Origin of the sequence: Streptomyces sp. TLI_185 (assembly GCF_003814765.1) — a bacterium.
Taxonomy (GTDB): Bacteria; Actinomycetota; Actinomycetes; order Streptomycetales; family Streptomycetaceae; genus Streptomyces.
The window spans coordinates 3696961-3708778 of record NZ_RKRB01000001.1 but is presented as its reverse complement, the minus strand read 5'-3'; the positions used below and the strand labels follow the sequence as shown (position 1 = coordinate 3708778).

Sequence of the window (11818 nt, the reverse complement as noted above, 5' to 3'; positions counted from 1 at the left end):
AACCTTGACTGTCGGCGTGTCCTTGGATATGGGCGCGCCACATCCCCGTAAACCTCATTCCTCCAGGGCACTGGGTGCTCCGGAGAGGCTGCCCGTGCCGGGTGGCTGGACTGCGGGGGTGCCGTTCCCGAGCGAGAGAGTGAGATCCGCGTGTACGCCATCGTGCGCAGCGGTGGTCGCCAGCACAAGGTTGCTGTCGGCGACATCGTTGAGGTTGACAAGATTTCCACTGCCAAGGTTGGCGACACGGTCGAGCTCTCGACCCTGCTCGTTGTCGACGGCGAAGCTGTCACCAGCGACCCGTGGGTGCTGGCCGGCATCAAGGTCCAGGCCGAGGTCGTGGACCACCACAAGGGCGTCAAGATCGACATCCTTCGCTACAAGAACAAGACCGGCTACCGCCGTCGTCAGGGCCACCGCCAGCAGTACACGGCGATCAAGGTCACTGAGATCCCCACGGCTGCGAAGTAAGGGACTGAGGAGAGATGGCACACAAGAAGGGCGCATCGTCCACCCGGAACGGTCGCGACTCGAATGCCCAGCGGCTCGGCGTGAAGCGCTTCGGCGGTCAGGTCGTCAACGCGGGTGAGATCCTGGTCCGCCAGCGCGGCACCCACTTCCACCCCGGCGCGGGCGTCGGCCGTGGCGGCGACGACACGCTGTTCGCGCTGAACGCCGGCGCGGTGGAGTTCGGTACCCACCGTGGCCGCAAGGTCGTGAACATCGTTCCGGTCGCCTGAGTCAGTTCCTGATTCAGGGCTGATGCCCGAACGCTTCGCGAGGCGGACCTCACTTCCCGTGTGGGAAGGCGGGTCCGCCTTTCGCGTGTTGACATGAGTAACACCCGTACGTAACTGGAGGCACCAACCATGACCACCTTCGTGGACCGCGTCGAGCTGCACGTCGCCGCGGGTAGCGGAGGTCACGGCTGTGCCTCCGTCCACCGTGAGAAGTTCAAGCCGCTCGGCGGACCCGACGGCGGCAACGGCGGACGCGGCGGTGATGTGATCCTCACGGTCGACCAGTCGATCACCACGCTCCTCGACTACCACCACTCCCCGCACCGCAAGGCCACCAACGGCAAGCCCGGTGAGGGCGGCAACCGGTCGGGCAAGGACGGCCAGGACCTCGTCCTTCCCGTGCCGGACGGCACCGTCGTCCTCGACAAGGCCGGCAATGTGCTCGCCGACCTGGTCGGGCACGGCACCTCGTACGTCGCGGCACAGGGCGGCCGCGGCGGGCTCGGCAACGCGGCCCTCGCCTCGGCGCGGCGCAAGGCGCCCGGGTTCGCGCTGCTCGGTGTCCCCGGCGATCTGCAGGACATCGTCCTGGAGCTGAAGACAGTCGCGGACGTGGCGCTCGTGGGGTACCCGAGCGCCGGCAAGTCCTCGCTCATCTCGGTGCTGTCGGCAGCAAAGCCGAAGATCGCCGACTATCCGTTCACGACCCTCGTCCCCAACCTGGGTGTCGTGACGGCCGGCTCGACCGTGTACACCATCGCGGATGTGCCGGGGCTGATCCCGGGCGCCAGCCAGGGCAAGGGACTGGGGCTGGAGTTCCTGCGGCACGTCGAGCGGTGCAGTGTGCTGGTGCATGTGCTGGACACGGCGACGCTGGAGTCCGAGCGGGACCCCGTCTCCGACCTCGATGTCATCGAGGAGGAGCTGAAGCAGTACGGCGGGCTCGACCGGCGGCCGCGGATGGTCGTACTGAACAAGATCGACGTACCGGACGGCAAGGACCTCGCCGAGATGGTGCGGCCGGATCTGGAGGCGCGCGGGTACCGGGTCTTCGAGGTGTCGGCCGTCGCTCATCTCGGGCTGAAGGAACTGTCGTTCGCGCTGGCCGACCTGGTGGCGAAGGCGCGCGCCGCGAAGCCGAAGGAGGAGGCGACGCGGATCGTCATCCGGCCCAAGGCCGTCGACGATGCCGGCTTCACGGTGACCCGCGAGGACGACGGGCTGTTCCGGGTGCGGGGCGAGAAGCCCGAGCGCTGGGTGCGGCAGACCGACTTCAGCAACGACGAGGCCGTGGGCTATCTCGCGGACCGTCTCAACCGCCTCGGTGTGGAAGAGGAGTTGATGAAGGCGGGGGCCCGCTCGGGCGACGGTGTCGCCATCGGACCCGAGGAGAACGCCGTCGTCTTCGACTGGGAGCCGACGGTGATGGCCGGGGCGGAGATGCTGGGCCGTCGCGGTGAGGACCACCGGTTCGAGGCACCGCGGCCTGCGGCACAGCGGCGCCGGGACCGGGAGGCGGAGCGGGACGAGGCCCTCCGGGAGTACGGGGGCTTCGAACCCTTCGGTGAGTAGGCCCTCAGCGGGGTCGGTGCCGTCTGGGGGCCCCGCCCCCAGACCCCGTATCGGCCTGAACGGCCTCGTCCTCAAACGCCGGACGGGCTGAAGTGGGTTAACGGCGGGGAAAATCGCGACCCACTTCAGGGCAACCCCATCGCCTCATGGTGAGTCGTACTGGGCAACGCGGATGAGGATCTTGAGTCTCTCCGTGGTCAACTGCCCTTCAGATGCCCGGAGTCGACGTGGCCCAGTCCGAGTCCGTTGTACCCAGATCGCGGCGTGCCGTTGCCGTTGCGATCGCCCTGCTTGCTGCGACAGCCGCCGCGTCGCCGCTCGCCCACGCGCAGCCTGCCGCGGCGAAGAGCGTTCGGCAGGACTTCAACGGTGACGGGTATGAGGACCTCGCCACCGGGGCGCAGTTCGCCACGGTCGGCGGCAAGAAGGGCGCCGGTTACGTCGCCGTGGTGTACGGGTCGGCGCATGGGCTGAACCTCGCGAGCAAGCAGGTCTTCAGCCAGGCGACGCCGGGTGTCCCGGGCGCTCCCGAGGCGGGCGACTACTTCGGCGCTCATCTCACCGGCGGCGATCTGGACGGCGACGGCTACACCGATCTCGTGGTCCCGGCGGCCGGGGAGGACTGGACGCAGGGCGGGGCGGCCCGGCACGGCAGTGTGACCGTGCTGTGGGGCGGGAAGAGCGGGCTTTCCGGCGGGACGATTCTGCCGGGCGCCCTCATCGACGGTTCCGCGCGCGTCGTCGCCGGTGACTTCGACGGGGACGGGCACGCCGACCTGGCGGGGCCCTCCTCGCTGGAGTCGGGGCCGTTCAGCCGTACCGGAGTGCCCGCCCGCAGCCAGGACATCTCGTTCACCGACGCCGATGTGCAGGTGCTGGACGTGGCGAGCGGGGACGTGGACGGGGACGGCATCAGCGACGTGGTCGTGCTGACCGGGCCGTTCGACTTCGACGACCCGGGCGACCAGAACGTCGGGCACAGCCTCTTCTATCTGCACGGCACCCGGAACGGTCTCGCCCCGCTGACTCATGTGAAGGACGGCGAGGGGCGGGACATCGAGGGCGGCGAGAGCATCGCGCTCGGCGACGTCAACGGGGATGGACGGGACGAACTCGTCTTCGGCCGGCCCCGGGTCGCGTACTCGGGTGAGGGCACGGCCGACCCGAGCGAGTACGGCGAGCGGATCGGCGTCGTGCTGGGCACGGCACTGGGGCCGAAGGCGGCCGACCCCCGCACGATCGACCAGGACACGCCCGGTGTGCCGGGTGCCACGGAGTTCGGCGATCTCTTCGGTTCGGACGTCGCGGTCGGTGACGTGAACGGCGACGGCTACGCCGACATCGCGGTCGGCATTCCCGGTGAGGACTTCTCGGGTGTGACCGATGCCGGGACGGTCGCCGTCGTTCCCGGCAGCGCGTCCGGGCCCACCGGCGCCGGTACGAAGGTGTTCAGTCAGAACACGGCGGGTGTCCCTGGCACCGCGGAGCGCGCCGACGGTTTCGGTGGGGCGGTCACTCTCCTCGACGGAGACCACGACAGCCGTGCGGATCTGGTCGTCGGTGCGCCCGGTGAGAACGCGAATGCCGGTTCGGTATGGGGTTTCCGTTCCAATGCCTCCGGCGTCACCACCACGGGCTCCGTCTCCTTCGGCGCCAAGACCCTCTGCACGGACCCCGAATTCGCCCGGCTCGGCGGCGAGTTCACTCGCTGAGCTCCCTCCACCCTCCACCCTCCACCCACGAAAGGAGCACCACGACCAGGCTCAGGTTCGGACGAGGCATCGCGCTCGCGGCGGCGATCGCCGTCACGGGGGCCGTCACCGCCCCGGTGGCCGCGTACGCCGCAGGCGGCCGGGGGTCGAGGCGAAGCTGCACGGGGACTTCAACGGCGACGGTTACCAGGACTTCGCGGTCGGCGCCCCGGCTCGGCGTCGTGCACGGCTCGGCCGCCGGACCCGACACCTCCCGTACGACCGTCATCACCCAGGACGGCCCGGGGGTGCCGGGGGCCACCGAGGGTGGCGACAGCTTCGGCTCGGGCATCTCGGTCGGCGACGTGAACGGCGACGGGTATGCCGATGTGACCGCGGGCTCCTCACCGAGAGCATCGGCAGTGTGGCGGCGGCCAGTCAGGTGACCGTGCTCAAGGGCGGCGCGCACGGGCTCACCGGGACCGGTGCCGTGTCCTTCAAGCAGAACACCGCGGGCGTGCCGGGCACCGCCGAGCAGAACGACTTCTTCGGGCGCAGCACTGCTCTGGTCGACACCGACCATGACGGCCGTGCCGAGCTCTACGCGGGCGCACCCGGCGAAAACGTATTCGACGGCGCCGTCCGGTCCTTCCGCAACCCCGGCGCCGGCTCCGTGGCCGCCGGGTCCGTCAGCTGCGGCGCAGGCACCCTCCGGACGGTCGCGGCCGACGCCGAACTCGGCTTGAACTTCGCTCACTGAACAGCCCCCTGCCCAGTGTCAATTGAGGGCATGTAAGGCCCGTTGCGGCAAAATCACGTTCGTCGTGTTGTTCCCGTGTCGCAACGGGTCTTCTGTTGTCTGCCCATTTGTCATGCACGCGAAGGCCTCCGTTCAGCGGGTGGACCGCCCGGCTGCGTGAGCTTTCACGTGTCCAAGAGTCTTGCGAGACAGGGGAGTTCGCGATGACCGGAGCAACCTCGCCCGACCGACGCCGCTTTCTGACCGCCGGTGCCGCCGTCCTCGGCGCCGCCGCGTCCGCCCAGCTCTGGCTGCCGGGCACGGCACGCGCGGCCGAAGCCACTCTGCCCGACGGCGTGTTCAGCCTCGGCATCGCCTCCGGCGACCCGCTGCCCGACGGCATCGTGCTGTGGACCCGGCTCGCCCCCGATCCCCTGAACGGCGGCGGCATGCCGGACACCGCGGTGCCGGTGGAGTGGGAGATGGCCGAGGACGAGCGGTTCAGAAAGCCCGTGCGCCGGGGTGTCGCCCAGGCCCGGCCCGAGTACGGGCACAGCGTTCACGTGGACGTACGGGGCCTGCGCCCGGACCGCTCGTACTGGTACCGCTTCCGCACGAGCGGCCAGATCTCGCCCATCGGCCGCACCCGCACCGCCCCGCACCCGCACAGCCGGGGCGGCTCCCTGCGCGTCGCTCTCGCCTCCTGCCAGAACTGGCAGCACGGCTATTTCACGCCGTACGCCGACATGCTGGACCAGGACCCCGACGTCGTCCTGTTCGTCGGCGACTACATCTACGAGTCCACCCCGTCGGCCACGGGCGTGCGCAGGCACGAGGGCACCGGGGAGCCGTACACCCTGGAGCAGTACCGCAACCGGTACGCCCAGTACAAGACCGACCCCGACCTTGCGGCGGTGCACGCGAGCACGCCCTGGGTGGTCACCTTCGACGACCACGAGGTCGACAACGACTGGGCCGGCGAGATCCCGCAGGACCCCGACAAGCAGCCGCACGACGCGTTCGTGGCCCGGCTGACGGCGGCCTTCCAGGCGTACTACGAGCACATGCCGGTCCGTGCCTCCGCGATCCCGAACGGCCCGCACATCCAGATGTACCGGCGGCTGGAGTTCGGCCGTCTCGCCCGCCTGAACGTCCTGGACACCCGGCAGTTCCGCAGCGACCAGGTGACCAGCCAGGCGGCCGCCGAGAACCCGGCGCTCACGATGCTCGGCGCCGAGCAGAAGGAGTGGCTCCTGGACGGGCTGCAGGACTCGCCGGCCCGCTGGAACCTGATCGCCTCGCAGATAATGATGGCCGAGACCGATCTGCAGATCGGCGAGGGCAAGCTCTGGTACTACGACGCCTGGGACGGCTACCAGGCCGAACGCAACGCCCTGCTGGAGGACTTCGCCGACATCCGCAACCCGGTCGTCCTCAGCGGCGACCGCCACCTCACGATGATCAGCGACCTCAAGGCGGACTACGACGACCCGGACTCCGACGTCGTCGGCGCCGAGTTCGTCGGTACGTCCATCTCCAGCAACGGCGACCAGGACCAGGCCGCCTTCCACGCCGAGTGGGACCCGCGGATGCCGGACAACCCGCACTGGAAGCTGATCGACGCCCACCGCGGCTACCACCTCTTCGACATCGACCGCGACGGCATCGACGCGCAGGTGAGGGTGGTGGACACGGTCCGGCAGCCGACGGCCACGGCGAGCACGCTGGCGCGGCTGCGGGTGGAATCGGGCGAACCCGGCGTGCGGCTGGTCTGACGGTCCGCACCGGCACCTGGGACTGATCCGCACCGGCACCGTGGGACTCACCGGAGTCCCACGGTGCTCTACGGTAAGTCTCAGGTAAGACTCTTACCGTCCGTTGACCAGGGAGACGGACTGTACGACCACCCCCGCGCCGCTGCCGCACGGCACCCGGCTGCTGCACATCGGCCCGCACAAAACCGGGACGACCTCGATCCAGGGCCGCCGCGCAGAACCGACTGCCCGCGCACGGCGTCGAGTTCCCCGGCCACACCCGGCACCCCATGGAGGCCGCGCTGGCCGCCTGCGCGCGGCCCGCGATGATGGGCGACACCGTGCCCACCGACCGGCACTGGACGAAGCTGCTGCAGCAGGTGCACGCCACCGGCAGCCGCACCTCGGTGGTCAGCAGCGAGTTCTTTCGCCGAGGCCGAGGCCGAGGGCGACGACACGATCGGGCGGATCGTCGAACAGCTCGGCGGGGGCCGCGTGCACGTCCTCGTCACCCTGCGCCAGCTGACGAAGATCATGCCCTCGCAGTGGCAGCAGTACGTGCAGAACGGACTGCGGACGGGCTACGAGGACTGGCTCGGGCACATGCTGAACAAGGCGCCCTACGAGCAGTCCACCCCCAGCTTCTGGCGCCGGCACCGGCACGACCGGCTGGTGGAGCGATGGGTGCGGGCGGTCGGGCCGGAGCGGGTCACCGTCGTCGTGGTGGACGACCGGGGCCGGGGCGGACTGATGCGCACCTTCGAGGCGCTGCTGGGGCTGCCGGAGAATCTCCTGCAGCCCGTTCCGGACACGGCGAATCGATCCCTTACCCTCGCCGAGACCGAAATGCTGCGGAATCTTAATAGGGAATTCCGGGGCAATGGACTGCCGGACGAGCTGTATTCCAGGCTTGTCCGTAACGGCGCGGTCATGCATATGAAGAACACGTGCAGCCCGACACCGCAGGACGTGAAGATCTCGACCCCGCAGAGGGCCGTGGAGGCCGCCGCCGGGATCGGCGCCGAGATGGTTGACCGCATCGCTCATACGGGCGTACGGGTCCTCGGCGATCCGGCGTTGCTGTCCTCCCTGCCCACGTCCTCCGGGCAGGGGCCCCGCGAGCCGCGCAGCGCTCCCGAGGTGGCCGCCCAGGCCCTCTACGGCGCCCTCGCCGCGGCCGCCGCGGTACCGGTGCGGCACAGCACCCCGATCAAGGCGCGCACGGTTCATCAGACGCCTTCGGTGGAACTCGTGAAGGTGCTCGGCCACCGCTGCCCGAAGAAGCTGCGGCGGCACTGAACACCCTGTGCAGTTACTCACAGCAATTCCGAGGGAGCTGACGGAGGCGGTCCCACCGTCACCAGCAGTGCCAGGTGAATGACAGGTAGCGCGCACATATGCAGCGGACGGCGCTCACCTTGCACAGCGGTAACCGCAAGTGGGACCATTTCGGCGTTCCCTGTCGCCCCAAGGTAGGTCCTCTGTGTCCCAGCGCATAGCCAAGCCCCGTACCACCGCAGTGATCCTGGCCGGCGGTACCGGCCAGCGTGTGGGTCTTTCGATCCCCAAGCAGCTGCTGAAGATCGCCGGCAAGGCAGTCATCGAGCACACCCTGACCACCTTCGAGAAGGCCGACTCGATCGACGACGTCATCGTGCTGATGGCGCCGGGATACGTGCCCGACGTCGAGAAGATCGTCGCCAAGGCCGGGTTCAAGAAGGTCAAGAAGATCATCGAGGGCGGTTCGACCCGGAACGAGACCACCGAGCGCGCCATCGAGGCCCTCGGCGAGGGCCTGGCCGAGGGCGAGGACCTCAACGTCCTGTTCCACGATGCCGTACGCCCCCTGCTCGCGCAGCGCGTGATCGACGACTGTGTGGTCGCTCTTGAGCGCTACCAGGCCGTCGACGTCGCCATCCCGTCCGCGGACACCATCATCGTGACGCGCACCCACGGCGAGGACGGCGAGTTCATCACCGAGATCCCGGACCGCTCCCGGCTGCGCCGCGGCCAGACCCCGCAGGCCTTCAAGCTGTCCACGATCAAGCGCGCCTACGAGGTCGCGGCCGGCGACCCCAACTTCCAGGCCACGGACGACTGCTCCGTCGTACTGAAGTACCTGCCGGACGTGCCGATCCACGTCGTCGCGGGCGACGAGTACAACATGAAGGTCACCCAGCCGGTCGACGTCTTCATCGCCGACAAGCTGTTCCAGCTCGCCTCCACGGCCGCGCCCGAGCAGGTGAGCGAGGAGGCCTACCGCGAGCTGCTGACCGGCAAGACGGTCGTGATCTTCGGCGGCTCGTACGGCATCGGCAAGGACATCGCCGAACTCGCCGAGTCCTACGGCTCCAAGGTGTACGCGCTGGGCCGTTCCACCACCGGTACGCACGTGGAGAACCCGGAGGAGGTCGACGACGCGCTGTCCAAGGCGTACGCGGAGACCGGCCGGATCGACTATGTCGTCAACACCGCGGGCGTGCTGCGCATCGGCAAGCTGGCCGAGACCGACAACGCGACCATCGAGGAAGCGCTGAAGGTCAACTACCTGGCCCCGGTGCAGATCGCACGTTCGAGCTACAAGTACCTGTCCGAGACCAAGGGCCAGCTGCTGCTGTACACCTCCAGCAGCTACACCCGCGGCCGCGCCGAGTACAGCCTCTACTCCTCGACCAAGGCCGCCATGGTGAACCTCACCCAGGCCCTGTCCGACGAGTGGGCCGGTGACGGCATCCGCGTCAACTGCGTCAATCCGGAGCGCACCGCCACGCCGATGCGCACCAAGGCCTTCGGCCAGGAGCCCGATGGTTCCCTGCTGTCCTCCGAGGCCGTGGCCCGCACCTCGCTGGACGTGCTGCTGTCCGAACTGACCGGCCATGTCATCGACGTCCGCCAGCAGGACCCGACGGCGGGCGCGGCGAAGGCCTCCGGCTTCGAGCAGGCGCTGGCCTCGGTGCTGGACCGACAGGACGGCATGTAATAATCGACGGGAATTAGTCTTCCGTTATTCAGGCCTCTGCTTTCCGGTGTCAATGCAGTGTATTGACCGGGTGTTCGCAGGGGCCTGAATCCGTACACCCGACGAATTCCCATCGAATTGCCACAAATCCTGCGCACTTCAGAACAAAACCGGCACTCCCCATCCCAGAGCAGGTTCTCCGTGATATCCACCGCCATTCGCGTCGCCCGGGTGGGCAGCGCGGCCGAGCTGGCCGCGGCGGTCCTCATGATGCTGGGCTTCCCGGCGATCATGGTGGCCGCGCTCATTCCGAGCGTCTACGCCTTCGCGGCAGCGGCCGCCGTGACGTACCTGGCCGACCACTATCTGCACCGCAAGGGCAGCTATCTGGTCAACAGGCTCAGCAAGGTCAGAGCCGGCCTCTCGATCCGGTTCCTGATCCGAGAGCTGCTGCTGATCCTGCTGCTGGCCCGGCTGGACCTCGCGAACAACCTGATCTACTACGGCGCGATCGGCTGCTTCATCGCGTTCTATGGCCTCCAGGCCCCGCACGGCGCCGTGGTCACGCTGATCCGCAACCGCCGCCGGATGCCGGTCGCCACCCGCAATGTCGACCTGGCCTCGCGCATCCGCATCCCGGACGCGCCGCCGCAGGGGCTGCTGAACCGCTCGGCCGAGAAGATGCTCCACCTCGACCTCGCGGCCGTCGTCGGTCTTCTGGTCGCCGCGGAGGCGGGGTCGTCCGTGCCGGGCTTCATCGGCATCGGTGTCACCCTGTTCCTGGGCTGCCTGTACGTCCTCGCGCTGATGCCGTACGTCCGCGGCAACAAGATCCCGCCGACCGCCGAGAAGGTGCTGGCGGCCGTCGACGACTGGCTGCGGGAGTACAAGCCGGAGACGGTTCTGTACTTCTCGGGCTCCAAGGACTCCGCGTACCAGGTCAACATGTGGCTGGAGACGATGGAGCAGCTCGACTCCAAGCCGCTGGTCATCCTGCGCGAGCGGGTCATCCTGGCGAACCTGGCGCCCACCACGGCCCCCGTCATCTGTGTGCCCGGCGGTGTGCACCTGATGAACATGGACCTCAGCAACGTGCGCGTGGCGCTGTACGCGGCGAACGTCGGCAAGAACATCCACCTGCTGCGTGTCCCCACCATGAAGCATGTCTTCATCGGCCACGGTGACAGCGACAAGCTCGCCAGCGTGAACCCGTTCAGCAAGGTGTACGACGAGGTGTGGACCGCGGGCCGCGCGGGCCGCGACCGCTACGCCATAGCCGATGTCGGCGTCCGCGACGACGACATCGTGGAGGTCGGCCGCCCCCAGCTGGCGCCGATCAGGACCCGGCAGGCCGTGCCCGAGGGCACCGCCGAGGGACGCTGCCCCACGGTGCTGTACGCGCCCACCTGGGAGGGATGGGACGGCGACCCGGGCAACACCTCGCTCGTGCTCGCCGGCGAGAACATCGTGAAGAAGCTGGTGAAGGCCGACCCGCCGGTCCGCGTCCTCTACAAGGCGCACCCGTTCACCGGCACCGTCAGCAAGGAGGCCGCCGCCGCGCACCGGCGCGTCGTCGCCCTGGTCGAGAAGGCCGCCGCCGCGCGTGCCGCCGACGCCCGCTTCACCGTCGACACGGCCGACCAGGCGAAGGCCAAGGCCGAACTGGCCCGTATCGAGACCCGCCTCGCCGAGCTGTCCGGCCCCGCGGGCGACCGGGGCGACGAGGCCGAGGCCACGCGTGACGGCGTGGTCGACATCGCCAAGCACGAGGAGATCGCCCGGCTGCGGGCCGAGTGGAACGACGCGTACTGGCGCTCCTTCCCCGCCTGGGAGCACCGTGTCATCACGGGCGCCGAGCCGCGCCTGTACGACTGCTTCAACGTCTCCGACGCGATGGTCTCCGACATCTCCAGCGTGGTCTCCGACTTCATCGCGAGCGGCAAGCCGTACGCGGTCACGGACTCCGCCGAGCTGGGGGTCGAGGAGTTCAAGCGGCAGAACACCGCCGTGCGCGCCGCGGTGATCCTCTCCAACAGCGCCGCGGAGCTGGGCGAACTGCTGGACGCGGTCCGCGACCCGGCCGCCGACGCCCTGGCGGAGGACCGCAAGGAGCTGAAGCAGTACCTGCTCGGCCCGGACGACCCGACGTCCATCGAGCAGTTCAACACCGCGGTGGCGAACCTGACGCTCAAGGCCGACACCCGCAACCTCGGCCAGGAGTCCCGGGCCGCCGCGGCCGGTACCCCCGGCGCGGACGAACTGTCGGACGCGCTGTCGGCGCAGCCGCCCACCGCGTGAAAAGGCCGCCGCCCGTGGTGTGAAACGGGTGAGAAGGGCCCGGTTTTCGAGGAGTGATCCTCGAA

The 11818-nt window shown here is 69.1% G+C and carries 10 protein-coding genes and 1 pseudogene; all 11 read left to right on the top strand.

Annotated elements, in window-relative coordinates; all coding sequences use genetic code 11:
• Nucleotides 1-150 precede the first annotated feature (150 nt).
• The 11 genes and pseudogenes from rplU to EDD92_RS16905 all read left to right on the top strand — a co-directional run bounded on the left by rplU (nucleotide 151) and on the right by EDD92_RS16905 (nucleotide 11753).
• Complete coding sequence (rplU, locus tag EDD92_RS16950) at nucleotides 151-471, top strand: 50S ribosomal protein L21 (RefSeq protein ID WP_030934287.1); 321 nt, start codon at nucleotides 151-153, stop codon at nucleotides 469-471.
• Nucleotides 472-485: 14 nt separating this feature from the next.
• The gene (rpmA, locus tag EDD92_RS16945) at nucleotides 486-740 is read left to right on the top strand and encodes a 50S ribosomal protein L27 (RefSeq protein WP_007381992.1); all 255 of its coding nucleotides are present in this window, start codon (nucleotides 486-488) and stop codon (nucleotides 738-740) included.
• Nucleotides 741-869: 129 nt separating this feature from the next.
• Nucleotides 870-2312, top strand: coding sequence for a GTPase ObgE (obgE, locus tag EDD92_RS16940; RefSeq protein ID WP_123965100.1), 1443 nt, complete (start codon nucleotides 870-872; stop codon nucleotides 2310-2312).
• A 212-nt stretch (nucleotides 2313-2524) separates the two neighbouring features.
• Nucleotides 2525-4024 carry an FG-GAP and VCBS repeat-containing protein gene (locus EDD92_RS16935; protein WP_123965099.1) on the top strand — a complete coding sequence of 500 codons (1500 nt, stop codon included), beginning with the start codon at nucleotides 2525-2527 and terminating at the stop codon, nucleotides 4022-4024.
• Nucleotides 3924-4217, top strand: a pseudogene (locus tag EDD92_RS52425) (hypothetical protein); the annotation flags it as partial. The gene EDD92_RS16935 and the pseudogene EDD92_RS52425, both read left to right, overlap by 101 nt.
• A complete protein-coding gene (locus tag EDD92_RS52420; protein ID WP_399183118.1) occupies nucleotides 4141-4449 on the top strand; it encodes an FG-GAP repeat protein in 309 nt (102 codons plus the stop codon). The pseudogene EDD92_RS52425 and the gene EDD92_RS52420, both read left to right, overlap by 77 nt.
• On the top strand, nucleotides 4428-4763 hold the full coding sequence (locus EDD92_RS51135) for an FG-GAP repeat protein (protein ID WP_260326564.1): 336 nt from the start codon (nucleotides 4428-4430) through the stop codon (nucleotides 4761-4763). The genes EDD92_RS52420 and EDD92_RS51135 overlap by 22 nt, the downstream gene beginning before the upstream one ends.
• Nucleotides 4764-4966: 203 nt before the next feature.
• Complete coding sequence (locus tag EDD92_RS16920; RefSeq protein ID WP_123965098.1) at nucleotides 4967-6517, top strand: alkaline phosphatase; 1551 nt, start codon at nucleotides 4967-4969, stop codon at nucleotides 6515-6517.
• Nucleotides 6518-6991: 474 nt separating this feature from the next.
• Nucleotides 6992-7795: a hypothetical protein gene (locus EDD92_RS16915; protein ID WP_260326563.1), complete on the top strand. Its 804-nt coding sequence runs from the start codon at nucleotides 6992-6994 to the stop codon at nucleotides 7793-7795.
• 184 nt (nucleotides 7796-7979) lie between these two features.
• Nucleotides 7980-9476: a bifunctional cytidylyltransferase/SDR family oxidoreductase gene (locus tag EDD92_RS16910; protein WP_123965097.1), complete on the top strand. Its 1497-nt coding sequence runs from the start codon at nucleotides 7980-7982 to the stop codon at nucleotides 9474-9476.
• A gap of 180 nt (nucleotides 9477-9656) precedes the next feature.
• Nucleotides 9657-11753 carry a CDP-glycerol glycerophosphotransferase family protein gene (locus EDD92_RS16905; protein ID WP_260326562.1) on the top strand — a complete coding sequence of 699 codons (2097 nt, stop codon included), beginning with the start codon at nucleotides 9657-9659 and terminating at the stop codon, nucleotides 11751-11753.
• Nucleotides 11754-11818 lie beyond the last annotated feature (65 nt).

What these genes read in the sequence shown, in the direction of transcription:
- rpmA (WP_007381992.1), top strand. Translation starts at nt 486, where the DNA reads ATGGCACACAAGAAGGGCGCATCGTCCACCCGGAACGGTCGCGACTCG.
- obgE (WP_123965100.1), top strand. Translation starts at nt 870, where the DNA reads ATGACCACCTTCGTGGACCGCGTCGAGCTGCACGTCGCCGCGGGTAGC.
- EDD92_RS16935 (WP_123965099.1), top strand. Translation starts at nt 2,525, where the DNA reads ATGCCCGGAGTCGACGTGGCCCAGTCCGAGTCCGTTGTACCCAGATCG.
- EDD92_RS16920 (WP_123965098.1), top strand. Translation starts at nt 4,967, where the DNA reads ATGACCGGAGCAACCTCGCCCGACCGACGCCGCTTTCTGACCGCCGGT.